This window comes from Pseudomonas fluorescens (genome assembly GCF_041354075.1).
Taxonomy (GTDB): domain Bacteria; phylum Pseudomonadota; class Gammaproteobacteria; order Pseudomonadales; family Pseudomonadaceae; genus Aquipseudomonas; species Aquipseudomonas fluorescens_CE.
In genome coordinates this window covers 1-18,338 of the sequence record NZ_JARZGC010000008.1, presented here as the reverse complement: position 1 = coordinate 18,338, position 18,338 = coordinate 1, and the positions used below count along the sequence as shown (strand labels likewise).

The following is an 18,338-nucleotide window of genomic DNA, read 5'->3' as shown; positions in this document are numbered from 1 at the left end:
TCAGAAGCCGGCGACTCCAGGGGAGCATTTGCCGGCTATATGGCCTGGACCTGGAAAATAAGTGAGAATGCGGGCCATCGGCGGCCGGCAAAATCGCGCCTATCATATCCAAGAATGCTCATTAGCTTAAGGCCCAAGGTGCAAATGAAACGATCTGCTTTCTTTATCTCCGATGGCACCGGCATTACCGCCGAAACCCTGGGTCAAAGCCTCCTGGCGCAGTTCGAAAACATTACCTTCAGCAAATTCACGCGACCGTACATCGACAACGTCGATAAAGCGCGAGCCATGGTACAACAAATCAACAAGGCCGCCGAAACCGACGGCTTCCGGCCGATCATCTTCGACACCATCGTCAATCAGGACATCCGTGAGATCCTCGCAACGTCCAATGGTTTCATGATCGACATTTTCTCGACCTTCCTGGCGCCACTCGAACAGGAACTGACCGAGCATTCTTCCTACACCGTCGGCAAGTCCCACTCCATCGGCACCAACTCCAACTACATGGAGCGCATCGAGGCGGTGAACTTCGCTCTGGACAACGACGACGGCGCCCGCACGCACTACTACGATAAGGCCGACCTGATCCTGGTCGGCGTGTCGCGCTGCGGCAAGACACCCACCTGCCTGTACATGGCCATGCAATTCGGCATCCGCGCGGCCAACTACCCGCTGACCGAAGACGACATGGAGCGCCTGACCCTGCCCAACGCCCTGCGCGCGCACCAGCACAAGCTGTTCGGCCTGACCATCGACCCCGATCGCCTCACCGCGATCCGCAACGAACGCAAGCCCAACAGCCGCTACTCCAGCTACGCGCAATGTGAGTTCGAAGTGCGCGAGGTGGAGAATCTGTTCCGTCGCGAGAACATTCCCAACATCAACTCCACGCATTTCTCGGTGGAAGAGATTTCCGCGAAGATCCTTGTGGAAAAAGGCGTGGAGCGGCGGTTCAAGTAGTCATGTGGCGTCTGATCTGACGCCTTCGCGAGCAAGCCCGCTCCCACAGGGTTCTGTTGTGAATGCAATACCTGAGTGCACCACAAACCCTGTGGGAGCGGGCTTGCTCCGGGCGGCGTTCCGACGAAGAACGATAACGCGGTCCCTCAGATAACAAACAAATCCACAAACCGATTCACCGGCATCACCTCAAGCCGCGCCTGATCCTTGCACAACGCAAAAATCTCCTCGCTGCGTTGCCGGGTGAATCGTGTCAGCAGGTTCGTCCTGAATTTTTCCTCCAGCAATGGAATGCCCTCGGCCCGCCGCCGGCGGTGGCCAATCGGGTATTCCACGAGCACGTTTTCGGTGCTGGAGCCGTCCTTGAAGAACACCTGCACCGCGTTGGCGATGGAGCGCTTGTCGGCTTCCAGGTATTCACGGCTGAAACGCGGCTCTTCGACGATGACCATTTTCTCGCGCAGCACATCGATGATCGGGTGCGCCCTGTGGAAATCGTCTTCGTACTGCTCGGCCACCAGATCGCCGAAGGCCAGGGGCACGGCGGTCATGTACTGAATGCAGTGGTCACGATCCGCCGCGTTGGCCAGCGGTCCGACCTTGGAGATGATGCGAATCGCCGATTCGTGGGTAGTGATGACGATACGGTCGATCTCGTGCAGACGATTGCGTACCTGAGGGTGCAAGGTCACGGCGGCTTCGCAGGCCGTCTGCGCATGGAACTCGGCGGGGAAGCTGATCTTGAACAGCACGTTTTCCATCACGTAGCTGCCGTAGGGACGGGAAAAGCTGAATGCCCGCTGGTCTTCGGGCTTGAGCGCCAGGTCGTTGTTGGTGTGGCTGAACAGCACGTCGTAGAAACCCCACTGCCTGGCCGTCAACACACCGGGAATGCCCATTTCGCCGCGCAGGGCGATGTCGGCCAGGCGTACACCGCGACTGGACGCGTCCCCCGCCGCCCAGGATTTTCGCGAGCCGGCGTTGGGCGCATGACGATAAGTGCGCAGCGCCTGCCCGTCGGCGAAGGCATGGGACAACGCGGAGAGCAATTGCTCGCGATTGGCGCCCATCAACTTCGCGGTGACGGCGGTCGAGGCGACTTTCACCAGGATGACGTGATCGAGGCCGACGCGATTGAAAGAGTTTTCCAGGGCAATCACGCCCTGTATCTCGTGGGCCATGATCATGGCATCGAGCACCGCACGAACGGTCAACGGGGCCTCGCCCTGAGCCAGGCGCTTTTGTGACAGGTGGTCGGCTACGGCGAGAATGCCGCCGAGATTGTCGGACGGATGCCCCCACTCGGCCGCGAGCCAGGTGTCGTTGTAGTCGAGCCAGCGCACGATGCAGCCGATGTCCCACGCAGCCTTGACCGGGTCCAGCCGGAACGAGGTGCCCGGCACGCGAGCGCCGTGCGGCACGACCGTGCCTTCGACAACGGGGCCCAGGTGCTTGGTGCATTCGGGAAAACGCAGCGCCAGCAGGCCACAGCCCAGGGTGTCCATCAGGCAGTTGCGGGCGGTGTCCAGCGCTTCCGCAGACTGGATTGAGAAATTGAGGACGTAATCGGCAATGTCCTGCAGGACCTGGTCATAGTCTGGGCGATTGTTCAGGTCAACGTTGGCGCTCATGTTCGATTCACTCGTGAAGTGGTTCGTTGATGGGACCTCGGTTCAGGGCTGTCTCGGTTTGTCGCGTTGTTATTGTGAAAACGGTCAACCCCTGTGGGAGCGGGCTTGCTCGCGAAAGCGGTTTGACAGGCGATATTGAGTCGACTGATACACCGCTTTCGCGAGCAAGCCCGCTCCCACAGGGGATCAGTGGCCGGTTAGAACGAATCTCCCGGCACCCGCACGAAACCTTCCATCAGCACCCGCGCACTGCGGCTCATGATGGCTTTCTTCACGGTCCATTCGCCATTGACCTGGCTCGCCTCGGCGCCGACGCGCAAGGTGCCGGACGGATGGCCGAAACGCACCGCGTTACGCTCGATACCGCCCGCCGCAAGGTTGACCAGGGTGCCGGAGATGGCGGCTGCCGTGCCGATCGCCACGGCGGCGGTGCCCATCATCGCGTGGTGCAGCTTGCCCATGGACAGCGCCCGCACCAGCAGGTCGACATCAGCGGCGGCAACCGCTTTACCGCTGGACGCGACGTAGTCCGCCGGCCTGGCAACGAAGGCTACTTTCGGCGTGTGCTGGCGCTTGGCGGCTTCGTCGACATTGTCGATCAGCCCCATGCGCACAGCGCCGTAGGCGCGGATGGTCTCGAACATCTGCAGCGCTTTCGAGTCGCCGTTGATCGCGCCCTGCAGCTCGGTGCCGGTGTAGCCGATGTCGGCGGCGTTGACGAAAATCGTCGGGATGCCGGCATTGATCAGCGTTGCCTTGAAGGTGCCGACACCCGGCACTTCCAGGTCATCGACCAGGTTGCCGGTGGGGAACATCGAACCGCCACCGCCCTCCTCTTCCGCCGCCGGGTCGAGAAACTCGACCTGCACTTCCGCCGCAGGGAAAGTCACGCCGTCGAGTTCGAAATCGCCGGTTTCCTGCACCTCACCGTTGGTGATCGGGACATGGGCAATGATGGTCTTGCCGATGTTGGCCTGCCACACGCGCACCACCGCCACGCCGTTGTGCGGAATGCGGCTGGCGTCCACCAGACCGTTGCTGATCGCGAACGAACCGACGGCCGCCGACAGGTTGCCGCAGTTGCCACTCCAGTCGACGAACGGCTTGTCGATGGACACCTGGCCGAACAGGTAATCGACATCGTGATCAGCCTTGATGCTTTTCGACAGGATCACGGTCTTGCTGGTGCTGGACGTCGCGCCGCCCATGCCGTCGATTTGCTTGTCGTAGGGGTCGGGGCTGCCGATCACCCGCAGCAGCAACGCATCGCGGGCGGGGCCGGGAACCTGTGCTGCTTCGGGCAGGTCCTTCAGGCTGAAGAATACGCCCTTGCTGGTGCCGCCGCGCATGTAGGTGGCCGGGATCTTGATTTGAGGTGCGTGAGCCATGGTGTTTCTTACTCCTGACCTTTAAACAGGCAAGGGACTTGAAATCCCTTGCCTGAACAACTGGTGTTAGACGGCAACCGCCGATTCTTCGAGGAAATCCTGGGCGAAGCGCTGCAACACGCCGCCGGCCTCGTAGATCGACACTTCCTCGGCGGTGTCCAGACGGCAAGTCACCGGCACCTCGACGCGCTCGCCGTTCCTGCGATGGATCACCAGCGTCAAATCGGCACGGGGGGTGCGCTCGCCGATCACGTCATAGGTTTCGGTGCCGTCGATGGCCAGGGTGTGGCGATTGGTGCCAGGTTTGAACTCCAGCGGCAACACGCCCATGCCCACCAGGTTGGTGCGGTGGATACGCTCGAAACCCTCGGCGGCAATCGCTTCCACACCGGCCAGGCGCACGCCTTTGGCCGCCCAGTCGCGGGACGAGCCCTGGCCATAGTCGGCGCCGGCAATGATGATCAGCGGCTGCTTGCGGTCCATGTAGGTCTCGATGGCTTCCCACATGCGCATGACCTGGCCTTCCGGCTCGACCCGGGCCAGCGAGCCCTGCTTGACCTTGCCGTTTTCGGTGACCATTTCATTGAACAGTTTCGGGTTGGCAAACGTCGCCCGTTGCGCCGTCAAATGGTCGCCCCTGTGAGTCGCGTAGGAGTTGAAGTCCTCTTCCGGCAGGCCCATTTTCGCCAGGTATTCGCCGGCGGCGCTGTCCATCATGATGGCGTTGGACGGCGACAGGTGATCGGTGGTGATGTTGTCCGGAAGCACTGCGAGCGGTCGCATGCCCTTGAGCGGACGCGCCCCGGCCAGTGCGCCTTCCCAGTAAGGAGGGCGACGGATGTAGGTGCTCATTTCGCGCCAGTCGTACAGCGGCGTGACTTTCGGGCCGGTGTCTTCGGAAATGGCGAACATCGGGATGTAGACCTGGCGGAACTGCTCAGGCTTGACCGAGGCCTTGACCACCGCGTCGATTTCTTCGTCGCTCGGCCAGATGTCCTTCAGGCGGATTTGCCGGCCATCGACCACGCCCAGCACGTCTTTTTCGATGTCGAAACGGATGGTCCCGGCGATGGCATAAGCGACCACCAGCGGCGGCGAAGCGAGGAATGCCTGTTTGGCGTACGGGTGAATCCGTCCGTCGAAGTTGCGGTTGCCGGACAGCACGGCGGTGGCGTACAGGTCGCGGTCGATGATTTCCTGCTGGATCACCGGGTCCAATGCCCCGGACATGCCGTTGCAGGTGGTGCAGGCGAACGCCACCACGCCGAAGCCCAGTTGTTCCAGTTCGTCGGTCAGGCCCGCTTCGTCCAGGTACAGCGCCACGGTTTTCGAACCCGGCGCCAGGGACGACTTGACCCAGGGTTTGCGGGTCAGGCCGAGCTGGTTGGCGTTGCGCGCCAGCAGGCCGGCGGCGATCACGTTGCGCGGGTTGCTGGTGTTGGTGCAACTGGTGATGGCGGCGATGATCACCGCGCCATCCGGCATCTGGCCTGGCACGTCTTGCCATTGGCCGGAAATGCCTCTGGCCGCCAGATCCGCCACCGCGACCCGCGCGTGCGGGTTGCTCGGGCCGGCCATGTTGCGCACCACCGAGGACAGGTCGAAGGTCAGACCGCGCTCGTATTGCGCGCCCTTGAGGCTGTCGGCCCACAGGCCGGTGGTTTTGGCGTAGTTTTCCACCAACTGCACCTGCTCGTCTTCGCGGCCGGTGAGTTTGAGGTAGTCGATGGTCTGCTGGTCGATGTAGAACATCGCGGCGGTGGCGCCGTACTCCGGCGCCATGTTGGAAATGGTCGCCCGGTCGCCCAGGGTCAACCGGGACGCGCCCTCGCCGAAGAATTCCAGCCAGGCGCCCACCACCTTTTGCTTGCGCAGGAACTCGGTCAGCGCCAGCACCATGTCGGTGGCGGTGATGCCCGGTTGCAGCTTGCCGGTCAGTTCGACGCCGACGCTTTCCGGCAGGCGCATCCACGACGCGCGGCCGAGCATCACGCTTTCCGCTTCCAGGCCACCGACGCCGATGGCGATCACGCCCAGCGCATCGACGTGCGGGGTGTGGCTGTCGGTGCCGACGCAGGTGTCGGGGAACGCGACGCCTTCACGCACCTGGATCACCGGGGACATTTTCTCCAGGTTGATCTGGTGCATGATGCCGTTGCCGGGCGGGATCACATCGACGTTCTTGAAGGCTTTCTTGGTCCAGTTGATGAAGTGGAAACGGTCTTCGTTGCGACGGTCTTCGATGGCGCGGTTCTTCTCGAACGCCTCGGGGTCGAAACCGCCACGCTCGACGGCCAGGGAGTGGTCGACGATCAGTTGCGTCGGCACCACCGGATTCACCTGCGCCGGATCACCGCCCTGCTGGGCGATGGCGTCACGCAGGCCGGCGAGGTCCACCAGCGCGGTCTGCCCGAGAATGTCGTGGCACACCACACGCGCCGGGAACCACGGGAAGTCGAGGTCTCGCTTGCGCTCGATGAATTGCTTGAGGGATTCGGTGAGCGTGGCCGGGTCACAGCGACGCACCAGGTTTTCCGCCAGCACCCGGGAGGTGTACGGCAAGGTGTCGTAGGCGCCGGGCGCAATGGCCTCGACCGCCGCGCGGACATCGAAGTAATCCAGGGAACTGCCGGGCAGCGGTTTACGAAATTCTGTGTTCATCGTCAGGACTCGGTCACGGTAAATACAAAAGGCGGGGCGTTGCGCCGATCCTGAAAACTTGCACCGTCCACTGTGGGAGCGGGCTTGCTCGCGAATGCGATCTGACATCCAACATTGATGTCGACTGATACACCGCTTTCGCGAGCAAGCCCGCTCCCACATTGGTTACCGGTTCATTCAGCAATCAGCGCATTAGCCCCCACCATTCAGCGTTGTTCGATTGGCACGAACTTGCGCTGTTCGACGCCGGTGTATTCGGCGCTCGGGCGGATGATGCGGTTGTTGGCGCGTTGTTCGTACACGTGGGCCGCCCAGCCGGTCAGGCGCGAGCAGACAAAGATCGGCGTGAACAACTTGGTTGGAATGCCCATGAAGTGGTACGCCGAGGCATGGTAGAAGTCGGCGTTGGGAAACAGTTTTTTCTGTTCCCACATGGTCTTGTCGATGGCCTCGGAGACCGGGAACAGCACGGTGTCGCCCACTTCGTCAGCGAGTTTTTTCGACCACCCCTTGATCACTTCGTTACGCGGATCGTTGTCCTTGTAGATCGCGTGGCCGAAACCCATGATCTTGTCCTTGCGCTCCAGCATGCCGAGGGTGCCCTTGATCGCCTCTTCCGGCGACGAGAAACGCTCGATCATTTCCATCGCCGCTTCGTTGGCGCCACCGTGCAACGGGCCGCGCAGCGAACCGATCGCCGCCGTGATGCAGGAGAACAGGTCGGACAAGGTCGAGGCGCAGACCCGGGCGGTGAAGGTCGAGGCGTTGAATTCGTGCTCGGCATACAAAATCAGCGAAACGTTCATCACCTTGACGTGCAACTCGCTCGGCTTCTTGCCGTGCAGCAGGTGCAGGAAGTGGCCGCCGATGGACGGCTCGTCGCTGACGCACTCGATGCGCTGGCCTTCGTGGCTGAAGCGATACCAGTAGGTCATGATCGCCGGGAACGCGGCCAGCAGGCGGTCGGTCTTGTCCTGCTGCTCGGAAAAATCAGTCTCCGGTTCCAGGTTACCCAGGAACGAGCAACCGGTGCGCATCACGTCCATCGGGTGGGCATCGGCAGGGATGCGTTCGAGCACTTCCTTCAAGGCTTGCGGCAGGTCGCGCAGTTTGCCCAGCTTGGCGATGTAAGCCGCCAGTTGCGCCTTGGTCGGCAACTCGCCGTACAGCAGCAGGTAAGCCACTTCTTCGAACTGCGCGTCAGCCGCCAGTTCGCGGACATCGTAGCCGCGATAGGTCAGGCCAGCACCGGATTGACCCACGGTGGACAGTGCGGTTTGCCCGGCCACCTGGCCACGGAGCCCGGCGCCACTGAGTACTTTTGCTTCGGCCATTGTTGTCTCCAGTTTTCTTGAATTTGTCAGAGAGGTTCAGGTTGTCCACCTTCCCTGCAGGAGCGAGCATGCTCGCGAAGGTGGACGCCACACCGCAGGGCATCAGGCAGCCGCGTTATCGTTGAAGTCCATCGCGAGCATGCTCGCTCCTACAGGTCCTAGGTCCCAGGTCACGAATACACGGTCTTCATTACTTCTTCGCAGCAAACAACGCGTCGAGCTTCTGCTCGAAGGTGTGGTAGTCGATGCGATCGTAAAGCTCCATGCGGGTCTGCATGGTGTCGATCACGTTCTGTTGCGTACCGTCGCGGCGGATGGCGGTGTAGACGTTTTCCGCCGCCTTGTTCATCGCTCGGAACGCCGACAGCGGGTACAGCACCAGCGACACGTCGGCCCCTGCGAGCTGCTCGGTGGTGTACAGCGGCGTCGCGCCGAATTCGGTGATGTTGGCCAGGATCGGCGCTTTCACCCGGTTGGCGAACAGCTTGTACATTTCAAGTTCGGTGATGGCTTCGGGGAACACCATGTCGGCGCCGGCCTCGATGCAGGCGGCGGCGCGGTCCAGGGCGGATTCCAGGCCTTCCACCGCCAGGGCGTCAGTGCGGGCCATGATCACGAAGCTGTCATCGGTGCGCGCATCGACGGCCGCCTTGATGCGGTCGACCATTTCCTGCTGCGAAACGATTTCCTTGTTGGGACGATGGCCACAACGCTTGGCGCCGACCTGGTCCTCGATGTGGATCGCCGCCGCGCCGAACTTGATCATCGACTTGACGGTACGCGCCACGTTGAACGCCGAGGAACCGAAACCGGTGTCCACGTCCACCAGCAGCGGCAGATCGCAGACATCGGTGATGCGACGTACGTCGGTCAGCACGTCATCCAGGCCGGTGATGCCCAGGTCCGGCACGCCGAGGGAGCCGGCAGCGACCCCGCCGCCGGACAGGTAGATCGCCTTGAAACCGGCACGTTTGGCCAGCAGCGCATGGTTGGCATTGATGGCGCCGACCACTTGCAATGGATGCTCGCTGGCGACCGCATCGCGGAAACGCTGGCCTGGAGTGCTCTTGCTGGAACTCATGACTCACCTCGTTTGGCTGTCGGATTGGCGCCGTCCTGGTAATGACGGGCGATATTGCGTTTGGAGGCGCCGATGTGGCGGCGCATCAACAACTCGGCCAGTTCACCGTCACGGTCGGCGATGGCATCGAGAATCCGGTGGTGCTCGGCAAAGGCCTGGTGCGGGCGGTTCGGCGTGGTGGAAAACTGGATGCGGTACATGCGCACCAATTGATAGAGCTCACCGCAGAGCATTTGCGTGAGGGTGCGGTTACCGCTGCCCTGGATGATCCGGTAATGGAAGTCGAAATCGCCTTCCTGCTGGTAGTAGCCGACCCCCGCCTGAAACGCCGCGTCGCGCTCATGGGTTTCGAGGACCTGGCGCAGCTCGTCGATTTCTTCGACGGTCATGCGTTCGGCCGCCAGACGGCAGGCCATGCCTTCGAGGGATTCGCGGATTTCGTAGAGTTCGACCAGTTCGGCGTGGCTCAGGGAAACCACCCGCGCACCGACGTGCGGCACACGGACCAGCAGGCGCTGGCCTTCCAGGCGATGGATCGCTTCACGCAACGGGCCACGGCTGATGCCATAGGTGCGCGCCAGCTCCGGCTCGGAAATCTTGCTGCCCGGGGCGATTTCACCCTTGACGATGGCCGCCTGGATGCGCCGGAAGACATTCTCGGAAAGTGTTTCCGAATCGTCCTGAGCGATGACCGGGGGATCGAGTTGATCCAGCATATTGTCGACACCTTGAAAGCTGATAACGCAAAAACTAGCGAATCAAGGCCTGACAGTCAAAGCATAAATGCACATTGTCGACAATCGTCTAATAACCGCCTGCACCATAACCAAGCAGCCCTACTGTTTATAGCCAGCTCCCCGCGCTGGCGCCACAGGAGCACCGTGCTAGAATGCCGCCCGCAATTGCTGGTGACATCTGCACTGATTGTCATAAACAGCTGATAGGCATACGAAGGAGCTTGCGCAGCGATGCCAGGGCCTTGAATCGAAACACGGACCGCTGTGCACCAGGATTTATGAGACTCAAGCCCTTCCCGACCTTCCTTTATCTGCTCTGCCTGCCCGGTGTCGCCGCGGCGGGGGAAAAGACTGTCTACGGCCTCAACGAATACGCTTCGCTGGACGGCATCAACCTGGAAGTGGCGGCCAAGCTCGACACCGGGGCGAAGACCGCCTCTCTCAGCGCCCGCGACATCAAGCGTTTCAAACGCAACGGCGAGTCCTGGGTGCGCTTTTATCTGGCGATCGACGCCGCGCATTCGCACCCCATCGAGCGTCCGCTGGCCCGCGTCAGCAAGATCAAGCGCCGTGCCGGCGACTACGATCCTGAAGAAGGCAAGAAGTACACCGCTCGTCCGGTGATCGAGCTCGATATCTGCATGGGTTCGGCTTTACGCAGCATAGAAGTGAACTTGACCGACCGAAGTGCATTCCAATACCCGCTCCTGATTGGCTCCGAAGCCCTGAAACGCTTTGATGCGCTGGTCGACCCCAGTCTTAAATACGCTGCTGGCAAACCCGCCTGCGCCACCGACGTACATACCGCAGAGTAATTCCAATGCGCGCTCTTACCCTCCATCTGAAAATGCTCATCGCCATCCTGGTGGTATTGGGCATTTCGGTCACGGCCTACCAGATCTTCGTACTCGGCATTCCCGTGACCGAGGACGCCACCGACGACCTGTGGAACATCGACGCCAAGGTCGAGTTCGTCGCCAGCGCCAAGGACCCGGTCAAGATCCAGATGTTCGTGCCGCCATTGAGCCGCGATTACGTCAGCCTCAATGAAAGCTTCATTTCCAACAATTACGGCGTCGCCGTGAACCGTGTCGACGGCAACCGCAAGGTGACGTGGTCGGCACGCCGGGCCAAGGGCAACCAGACCCTTTATTACCGCCTGGTGCTGACCAAACGCTACAGCGCGGAAAAAACCAAGATCAAAGGCCCGACCTTTCGCGACAGCATCGTGGTGGAAGGCCCGGAAAAGATCGCCGCCGAAGCCTTGCTCGCGCCGATCCGCCAGCACTCGGCGGACGTCGAGACCTTCATTGGCGAAGCGATCAAGCGCGTCAACAACGTCAATGACGACAACGTGAAACTGTTGCTGGCGGGCGATCCGTCCAGCGGGCACAAGGCCAAAATCGTCGAACTGGTGCTGTCCATCGCCCACGTGCCGGTGGAAAAGGTCCACACCATCCGCCTGGTGGCCGACCAACCGCAAACACCGGAACTGTGGCTGCGCAGTTTCAACGGCACCGACTGGCTGTACTTCAACCCGGAAACCGGCGAACAGGGCCTGCCCACCGACCGCCTGCTGTGGTGGACCGGTGATGAAAACCTGATCACCGTCGATGGTGGCAAGAAAGCCAACGTGACGTTCAGCCTCAACAACAGCGAAATGAACGCCATTCGCCTGGCCAAGCTGACCGACGAGAACACCGACGCCAATTTCCTCGAGTACTCGTTGTACGGCCTGCCGCTGCAGACCCAGCAGACCTTCATGATCATGGTGATGATCCCGATCGGCGTGCTGGTGATCCTGATCCTGCGCAACCTGGTCGGCCTGCAGACCCTGGGCACCTTTACTCCCGTACTGATTGCCTTGGCGTTCCGCGAAACCCAACTGGGCTTCGGCATCGTGCTGTTCACCGTGATTACCGCGCTGGGGCTGTCGCTGCGTTCCTATCTCGAACATCTGAAGCTGCAAATGCTGCCCAGGTTGTCGGTGGTGTTGACCTTCGTGGTGGTGCTGATCGCGGCGATCAGCCTGTTCAGCCATAAACTGGGTCTGGAACGCGGATTGTCCGTGGCGCTGTTCCCGATGGTGATCCTGACCATGACCATCGAGCGCCTGTCGATCACCTGGGAAGAACGCGGCTCCGGGCATGCCATGAAAGTGGCCATCGGCACCCTGTTCGCCGCGTCCCTGGCGCACCTGATCATGAGCGTGCCGGAGCTGGTGTACTTCGTGTTCACCTTCCCGGCCATCCTGCTGATCCTGGTGGGCTTCATGCTGGCCATGGGTCGCTATCGCGGTTACCGCCTGACCGAGCTGGTGCGTTTCAAGGCCTTCCTGAAGAAGGCTGACGCCTGATGTTCGGTCTGTGGAAAACCTGGAAAGCCCTGGAAGCCCGGGGCATCATGGGGATCAATCGGCGTAACGCGGACTATGTGCTCAAGTACAACAAGCGCAGCCTGTATCCGATCGTCGACGACAAGATCATCACCAAGGAACGTGCGATTGCCGCCGGCATTCATGTGCCGGAGCTGTACGGCATCATTTCCACCGAGAAGGAAATCGACAACCTCGACACCATCATCGGCGGCCGCAACGACTTCGTGATCAAACCGGCCCAGGGCGCGGGCGGTGACGGGATCATTGTGATCGCCGACCGTTTCGAGGGCCGTTACCGCACGGTGTCCGGCAAGATCATCAGCCATGAAGAGATCGAACACCACGTTTCCAGCATCCTCACCGGCCTCTATTCATTGGGCGGACACCGGGATCGGGCGCTGATTGAATACCGGGTGACCCCCGACCAGATCTTCAAGAGCATCAGCTACGAAGGCGTGCCGGACATCCGCATCATCGTGCTGATGGGCTACCCCGTGATGGCGATGCTGCGCCTGCCGACGCGCCAGTCCGGCGGCAAGGCCAACCTGCACCAGGGCGCCATCGGCGTCGGGGTCGACCTCGCCACGGGCCTGACCCTGCGCGGCACCTGGCTGAACAACATCATCACCAAGCACCCGGACACCACCAATGCGGTGGACGGCGTGCAACTGCCCTATTGGGACGGCTTCATGAAACTCGCGGCCGGCTGCTACGAGCTGTGCGGGCTGGGTTACATCGGTGTCGACATGGTGCTGGACCAGGAAAAAGGCCCCTTGATCCTCGAACTCAACGCCCGGCCAGGGCTGAACATCCAGATTGCCAACGACTGCGGGCTGACGTTGCGCACCCATGCAGTGGAAGCGCGCCTGGAAGAGCTGAAGGCCCGGGGCGTGGTGGAAACCGTTGAAGAGCGGATGGCGTTCGTGCAGGAAATGTTCGGGCATATTCCGCCGGTTGAGGGTTGATCCGGGACTCAATTGACACCATCGCGAGCAGGCTCGCTCCCACAGATTTTGCGGTGTTGCGCAGATTGCGTTCACACCATGATTACGGTGGGAGCGAGCCTGCTCGCGATGACAATCGAACAGGCACTACCCCATCATCCCGGCCCCCAACCTGCCAGTCCCCGACATCCCCTCTAGGAGCAATCCCGCCAGAGGACTACAATCGCCACCCCGCCTTGATGGCCGACCTTCCCCGCCCATGCTGACCTGTTCCGTACACCCGCTGCCCTATTGCGCCGACCCCGCCCGGTACTTCGCCGCGATCCGCCATGCGCCCGGTGCCGTCCTGCTCGACAGCGGCCGCCCCAGCGCCGAGCGCGGCCGCTTTGACCTGCTCAGCGCCTGGCCGCTGGAAACGCTGACGGTGGCCCCCGAGGAAAGTGGTAACGATTTCCTGCAACGCCTGCGCGAAAACCTGACGCGACTCGGTGAAGCTGCAGTGCCCTTCGAACTGCCCTTTGCCGGCGGTCTGATCGGCTACCTGAGTTACGACTTCGGTCGGCACCTGGAACACCTGCCCAGCCGGGCGCAAGATGACCTGCAATTGCCGGATGCGCGTTTCGGGCTCTACAACTGGGCCTTGATCAGCGACCACCAACGGATGACCAGTCAGCTGGTCTTCCACCCTTCGCTGGTGGACAGCGAGCGTCAGCGCCTGGTCGTTCTGTTCAGCCAGCCGTCGGCGGACCCGATCAAGCCCTTCACGCTCAAGGCGCCGATGCGTGCCGACCTCAGCGCCGAGGATTACCGTCAGGCACTGCAACGCATCCAGCAGTACATCCAGGCCGGTGACTGCTACCAGGTCAATTTCGCCCAGCGCTTCCGCGCCGACTGCGCGGGTGAACCGTGGGCCGCCTACTGCGCGCTGCGGGCGGCCTGCCCGACGCCCTTCTCCGGTTTCCAGAGCCTGCCCGACGGCGGCGCGGTACTGAGCCTGTCGCCGGAACGCTTCGTCAGGGTCAGCGAGCGCCAGGTTGAAACCCGGCCGATCAAAGGCACGCGCCCTCGCGGCCTGAGCGCCGAACAGGATGCCGCGAACGCCGCCGAACTGCTGGCCAGCCCGAAGGATCGCGCGGAAAACCTGATGATCGTCGATTTGCTGCGCAATGACCTCGGCCGTACTTGCCGCACGGGCTCAGTGCGAGTGCCGGAGCTGTTCAGCCTGGAAAGCTATCCGAACGTGCATCACCTGGTGAGCAGCGTGACCGGGGAACTGGCGGACGGCCGCGATGCCCTGGACCTGATCGCCGGCAGCTTCCCTGGCGGCTCGATCACCGGCGCGCCGAAAATCCGGGCCATGCAGATCATCGATGAACTGGAGCCAACCCGGCGCGGCTTGTACTGCGGCTCACTGCTGTACCTGGACGTGCGCGGCGAGATGGACAGCTCCATCGCCATCCGCAGCCTGCTGGTCAAGGACGGACAGGTGTGTTGCTGGGGCGGCGGCGGGATCGTCGCGGATTCGCAGTGGCAAGCCGAGTATCAGGAGTCGATCACCAAGGTGAAGGTGTTGCTGGAAACGTTGCAGGATCTTTGACTTTGAACCTGTAGGAGCGAGCACGCTCGCGATGGTCGTCAACAATGACGCGGGATATCTGATACCCCACGGTGTAGCGGCTACCATCGCGAGCATGCTCGCTTTACAGGGACAGGGTGCGGTTGGACGCCTTGATGAATTCCTGCTTGAGGTCTTCGAAGCTATGCACCGCCGGGAACTGCGGGAACTCGCGAATCACATTGTCTGGCGCGTGGAACAGGATCCCTGCGTCCGCCTCGCCCAGCATCGTGGTGTCGTTGTAGGAATCGCCAGCGGCGATTACCCGGTAGTACAGGCTCTTGAACGCCAGCACCGACTGACGCTTCGGATCTTTCTGACGCAACTGATAGCTCGTGACCCGCCCGGTCTCGTCGGTGATCAAGCGGTGGCACAGCAACGTCGGGAACCCCAACTGGCGCATCAGCGGCTGCGAGAATTCGTAGAAGGTGTCCGACAGGATCACCACCTGGAAGCGCTCGCGCAGCCAGTCGACGAACTCGATGGCGCCATCCAGCGGCTTGAGCGTGGCGATCACTTCCTGGATATCGGTCAGTTTCAGGCCATGCTCGTCGAGAATCCGCAGGCGCTGCTTCATCAACACGTCGTAGTCGGGAATGTCCCGAGTGGTGGCCCTGAGGGATTCGATCCCGGTTTTTTCGGCGAAGGCGATCCAGATTTCCGGGACCAGCACACCTTCAAGATCCAGACAGGCAATTTCCACAAGACACCCCGTTGTAGTGATTATCGAGTCGAGCGAACAGAAAAGACCGCCGAACTCTAGCCGCTCGAACCGACCTGCGCAACGCAGAGGGCGCGCCAGCCGTGGCCGGTTTTTGTTACCATCAGCCCCATATAGAGCGCCCAGCGCCACCGACCTGTAGGAAGCCGCCCTGATGAGCCCAACGTTCGACGTCGTGGAACTCGCCACGACTTATGCCAATAAATCCGCCCAGGACATCCTGAAGCTGGCGTTCGCCGAGTTCGGCGACGAGCTGTGGATATCCTTCAGCGGCGCCGAAGACGTGGTGCTGGTGGACATGGCCTGGAAGCTGAACAGGAACGTCAAGGTCTTCAGCCTCGACACTGGCCGCTTGCACCCCGAGACCTACCGTTTCATCGACCAGGTGCGTGAGCACTACAAGATCGACATCGAACTGGTGTCGCCGGACTACACGAAACTTGAACCTTTCGTGAAGGAAAAGGGCCTTTTTAGCTTCTACAAGGATGGCCACGGCGAATGCTGCGGCATCCGCAAGATCGAGCCACTGCGTCGCAAGCTGTCCGGCGTGAAGGCCTGGGCCACCGGCCAGCGTCGGGATCAGAGCCCGGGCACCCGCAGCGCCGTCGCGGTAATGGAAATCGACACCGCGTTCTCCACCCCGGAGCGCACCCTGTACAAATTCAACCCGCTGGCACAAATGACCAGCGAAGAGATCTGGGGCTATATCCGCATGCTCGAACTGCCCTACAACAGCCTGCATGAGCGCGGCTTCATCAGCATCGGCTGCGAACCCTGCACCCGCCCGGTTCTGCCAAACCAGCACGAGCGCGAAGGTCGCTGGTGGTGGGAAGAAGCCACGCAGAAGGAATGCGGGCTGCATGCGGGGAACATCATCAGCAAGACCAAGGCCTGACCGCCCCCGCCCCCCTTGTAGGAGCGGACTCGTCCCGGGCGGCGTTCCGACGATGGACGTCAACGATAACGCGGGGAGCCTGAGTACCCGCGTTACCTCCATCGCGGCACCCAGCGCACTCAAACCGCGCTGAACCGCGCTCCCAGCCCCTGCTGCGCGAACTGGTCGATCACGAAATCCACGAACGCCCGGGTCTTGCCCGGCAGCAACTTGTGTTCGGCGTAGTAGATGGAAATGTTGCCATCGTCGACATACCAGTCCGGCAACACCCGCTGCAGCGTCCCCGCTTCCAGATAACCGACGGCAAACGGCATGCTCACCAGGGCGATACCCAGGCCCTGCGCGGCCGTGGCGCAAGCTGCTTCGGAATCACTCAAGGTCATCCGCACTTCCAGCGTCAAGGGACTGTGTTGCTGAGTGCGGCTGGTCAATTGCCACGACCTGACGCGTCCCGTTTGCGGCGAACGAATCAGGATGCCGTCGTGGTGCCTGAGGTCATCCGGCGTGGCAATCGCCCCATGACTGGCCAGATAGTCCGCTGACGCCACCAGAACGCGATGCGCGGGCGTCAGCTTGCGCGCCACCACCCCTTGCGGCAGCTCGAAACCACCGCCAATCGCCGCATCGAACCCCTGGGCAATCAGGTCGACCTGGCGGTTATCGAAATGCCAGTCCGGGTTGATCGCAGGAAACTGCCGCAGGAACTCGCCCAGCAGCGGCACGATGTACAAACGCCCGAACACCGTGCCCATGCTGACTTTCAGGGTGCCCGCCGGCCGCCCTTCGGCACTCGCAAGGTTGGCCACTGCATTCTGGATAGTGAGCAGGCTGGAACTGACTTCGCCGAGAAACAGCTGACCGGCCTCGGTCAACGTCAGGCTGCGGGTGCTGCGCTGGAACAGACGCACACCGAGCCGTGCCTCGAGTTTGGCCACGCTCTTGCCGACCGCTGCCGGCGTCAGGCTCAACCGCCGCGCCGCCTCGGCAAAACTGCCGACCTCGGCACTGCGCACGAAGCATTCGATACTGCTGAAAGTTTCCATAGGCGCCACTATAAACTTATGGTTTACACAGACTATCGCAATTACCGGCTACTCAGCCTGTAATACGCAATCGATACTAGGCTCCATCAACCGAGACATTTCGCCTCGGGACTTTGGAGATCGATATGACTACCCAGAACCTCAGCGGCAAAGTGGCCTTGATCCAGGGCGGTTCGCGCGGCATCGGCGCTGCCATCGTCAAGCGGCTGGCCGCTGAAGGCGCGGCCGTGGCCTTCACCTACGTCAGCTCTGCGGCCAAAGCCGAAGCACTGCAAAACAGCATCACCGACAATGGCGGCAAGGCGCTGGCGATCAAGGCTGACAGCGCCGACGCCGAAGCGATTCGCAACGCCGTCAGTCGCACGGTTGAAGCCTTCGGCCGCCTGGACATTCTGGTCAACAACGCAGGCGTGCTGGCCATCGCCCCGCTGGAAGACTTCAAACTCGAAGATTTCGATCAGACCCTGGCAGTCAACGTGCGCAGCGTCTTCATCGCCACTCAGGCCGCTGCGCAACACATGACCGAAGGCGGTCGAGTGATCAACATCGGCAGCACCAACGCCGACCGCATGCCCTTCGGCGGTGGCGGCCCGTACGCCATGAGCAAAGCGGCGCTCGTGGGTCTGACCAAAGGTTTGTCCCGCGATCTCGGCCCGCGCGGCATCACCATCAACAACGTGCAGCCGGGCCCGGTCGACACCGACATGAACCCGGCCAGCGGTGAGTTCGCCGACAGCCTGATTCCCCTGATGGCGGTAGGCCGTTACGGCACGGCAGATGAAATCGCCAGCTTCGTCGCCTACCTGGCAGGCCCGGAAGCCGGCTACATCACCGGGGCGAGCCTGACCATCGACGGTGGTTTCGGCGCCTGATCAAAGCAGTCCAAAATGTGGGAGCGGGCTTGCTCGCGAAGGCGGTGGTTCAGACAACAATTATTGTGTCTGGCAC

15 protein-coding genes are annotated in these 18,338 nt (G+C 61.8%); 7 read left to right on the top strand and 8 right to left on the bottom strand.

Features of this window, described 5'->3' with window-relative positions; all coding sequences use genetic code 11:
* The first annotated feature begins 144 nt into the window (after positions 1–144).
* A complete protein-coding gene (gene ppsR, locus QIW53_RS12575) occupies positions 145–963 on the top strand; it encodes a posphoenolpyruvate synthetase regulatory kinase/phosphorylase PpsR (RefSeq protein WP_371049938.1) in 819 nt (272 codons plus the stop codon).
* 146 nt (positions 964–1,109) lie between these two features.
* On the opposite strand, the gene prpD is transcribed toward ppsR, so the two are convergent.
* The 6 genes from prpD to QIW53_RS12545 all read right to left on the bottom strand — a co-directional run bounded on the left by prpD (position 1,110) and on the right by QIW53_RS12545 (position 9,771).
* Positions 1,110–2,594 carry a 2-methylcitrate dehydratase gene (prpD, locus tag QIW53_RS12570; RefSeq protein ID WP_371049937.1) on the bottom strand — a complete coding sequence of 495 codons (1,485 nt, stop codon included), beginning with the start codon at positions 2,592–2,594 and terminating at the stop codon, positions 1,110–1,112.
* 197 nt (positions 2,595–2,791) lie between these two features.
* Positions 2,792–3,982, bottom strand: a complete 1,191-nt coding sequence (gene prpF / locus QIW53_RS12565; RefSeq protein ID WP_371049936.1) for a 2-methylaconitate cis-trans isomerase PrpF — start codon at positions 3,980–3,982, stop codon at positions 2,792–2,794.
* A gap of 66 nt (positions 3,983–4,048) precedes the next feature.
* Positions 4,049–6,643: a Fe/S-dependent 2-methylisocitrate dehydratase AcnD gene (acnD, locus tag QIW53_RS12560; protein WP_371049935.1), complete on the bottom strand. Its 2,595-nt coding sequence runs from the start codon at positions 6,641–6,643 to the stop codon at positions 4,049–4,051.
* A gap of 206 nt (positions 6,644–6,849) precedes the next feature.
* Complete coding sequence (gene prpC / locus QIW53_RS12555) at positions 6,850–7,977, bottom strand: bifunctional 2-methylcitrate synthase/citrate synthase (RefSeq protein ID WP_371049934.1); 1,128 nt, start codon at positions 7,975–7,977, stop codon at positions 6,850–6,852.
* Between the two features lie 190 nt (positions 7,978–8,167).
* Complete coding sequence (prpB, locus tag QIW53_RS12550; protein WP_371049933.1) at positions 8,168–9,058, bottom strand: methylisocitrate lyase; 891 nt, start codon at positions 9,056–9,058, stop codon at positions 8,168–8,170.
* Positions 9,055–9,771 carry a GntR family transcriptional regulator gene (locus QIW53_RS12545; RefSeq protein WP_371050138.1) on the bottom strand — a complete coding sequence of 239 codons (717 nt, stop codon included), beginning with the start codon at positions 9,769–9,771 and terminating at the stop codon, positions 9,055–9,057. The genes prpB and QIW53_RS12545 overlap by 4 nt, the downstream gene beginning before the upstream one ends.
* A 302-nt stretch (positions 9,772–10,073) precedes the next feature.
* Here QIW53_RS12545 and rloA point away from each other — a divergent pair, with 302 nt between their 5' ends.
* From rloA to pabB, 4 genes are all read left to right on the top strand, one after another.
* Complete coding sequence (rloA, locus tag QIW53_RS12540) at positions 10,074–10,610, top strand: retropepsin-like aspartic peptidase RloA (RefSeq protein WP_192301927.1); 537 nt, start codon at positions 10,074–10,076, stop codon at positions 10,608–10,610.
* 5 nt (positions 10,611–10,615) lie between these two features.
* Entirely contained in the window at positions 10,616–12,151 is a 1,536-nt protein-coding gene (gene rloB, locus QIW53_RS12535) for an osmotic stress tolerance membrane protein RloB (RefSeq protein ID WP_371049932.1), read from the top strand.
* A complete protein-coding gene (locus QIW53_RS12530) occupies positions 12,151–13,137 on the top strand; it encodes an alpha-L-glutamate ligase-like protein (protein WP_371049931.1) in 987 nt (328 codons plus the stop codon). The genes rloB and QIW53_RS12530 overlap by 1 nt, the downstream gene beginning before the upstream one ends.
* A 238-nt stretch (positions 13,138–13,375) precedes the next feature.
* Positions 13,376–14,713 carry an aminodeoxychorismate synthase component I gene (pabB, locus tag QIW53_RS12525; protein WP_371049930.1) on the top strand — a complete coding sequence of 446 codons (1,338 nt, stop codon included), beginning with the start codon at positions 13,376–13,378 and terminating at the stop codon, positions 14,711–14,713.
* 103 nt (positions 14,714–14,816) lie between these two features.
* Here the strand turns inward: pabB and thrH are convergent, their stop codons facing one another.
* Complete coding sequence (gene thrH / locus QIW53_RS12520; protein WP_371049929.1) at positions 14,817–15,434, bottom strand: bifunctional phosphoserine phosphatase/homoserine phosphotransferase ThrH; 618 nt, start codon at positions 15,432–15,434, stop codon at positions 14,817–14,819.
* A gap of 172 nt (positions 15,435–15,606) precedes the next feature.
* On the opposite strand from thrH, the gene QIW53_RS12515 reads away from it, so the two are divergent.
* Positions 15,607–16,347 (top strand): phosphoadenylyl-sulfate reductase, encoded by a 741-nt coding sequence (locus QIW53_RS12515; protein ID WP_371049928.1) that lies wholly within the window; start codon positions 15,607–15,609, stop codon positions 16,345–16,347.
* Positions 16,348–16,466: 119 nt separating this feature from the next.
* On the opposite strand, the gene QIW53_RS12510 is transcribed toward QIW53_RS12515, so the two are convergent.
* Positions 16,467–17,390: a LysR family transcriptional regulator gene (locus QIW53_RS12510; protein WP_371049927.1), complete on the bottom strand. Its 924-nt coding sequence runs from the start codon at positions 17,388–17,390 to the stop codon at positions 16,467–16,469.
* A gap of 125 nt (positions 17,391–17,515) precedes the next feature.
* Here QIW53_RS12510 and QIW53_RS12505 point away from each other — a divergent pair, with 125 nt between their 5' ends.
* A complete protein-coding gene (locus QIW53_RS12505; RefSeq protein ID WP_371049926.1) occupies positions 17,516–18,262 on the top strand; it encodes a 3-oxoacyl-ACP reductase family protein in 747 nt (248 codons plus the stop codon).
* Positions 18,263–18,338 lie beyond the last annotated feature (76 nt).

Bases quoted from the DNA above. Each gene is read 5' to 3' on its own strand.
- ppsR (WP_371049938.1), top strand. From the start codon at position 145: ATGAAACGATCTGCTTTCTTTATCTCCGATGGCACCGGCATTACCGCC.
- prpD (WP_371049937.1), bottom strand. From the start codon at position 2,594: ATGAGCGCCAACGTTGACCTGAACAATCGCCCAGACTATGACCAGGTC.
- prpF (WP_371049936.1), bottom strand. From the start codon at position 3,982: ATGGCTCACGCACCTCAAATCAAGATCCCGGCCACCTACATGCGCGGC.
- acnD (WP_371049935.1), bottom strand. From the start codon at position 6,643: ATGAACACAGAATTTCGTAAACCGCTGCCCGGCAGTTCCCTGGATTAC.
- prpC (WP_371049934.1), bottom strand. From the start codon at position 7,977: ATGGCCGAAGCAAAAGTACTCAGTGGCGCCGGGCTCCGTGGCCAGGTG.
- prpB (WP_371049933.1), bottom strand. From the start codon at position 9,058: ATGAGTTCCAGCAAGAGCACTCCAGGCCAGCGTTTCCGCGATGCGGTC.
- rloA (WP_192301927.1), top strand. From the start codon at position 10,074: ATGAGACTCAAGCCCTTCCCGACCTTCCTTTATCTGCTCTGCCTGCCC.
- rloB (WP_371049932.1), top strand. From the start codon at position 10,616: ATGCGCGCTCTTACCCTCCATCTGAAAATGCTCATCGCCATCCTGGTG.
- QIW53_RS12530 (WP_371049931.1), top strand. From the start codon at position 12,151: ATGTTCGGTCTGTGGAAAACCTGGAAAGCCCTGGAAGCCCGGGGCATC.
- pabB (WP_371049930.1), top strand. From the start codon at position 13,376: ATGCTGACCTGTTCCGTACACCCGCTGCCCTATTGCGCCGACCCCGCC.
- QIW53_RS12515 (WP_371049928.1), top strand. From the start codon at position 15,607: ATGAGCCCAACGTTCGACGTCGTGGAACTCGCCACGACTTATGCCAAT.
- QIW53_RS12510 (WP_371049927.1), bottom strand. From the start codon at position 17,390: ATGGAAACTTTCAGCAGTATCGAATGCTTCGTGCGCAGTGCCGAGGTC.
- QIW53_RS12505 (WP_371049926.1), top strand. From the start codon at position 17,516: ATGACTACCCAGAACCTCAGCGGCAAAGTGGCCTTGATCCAGGGCGGT.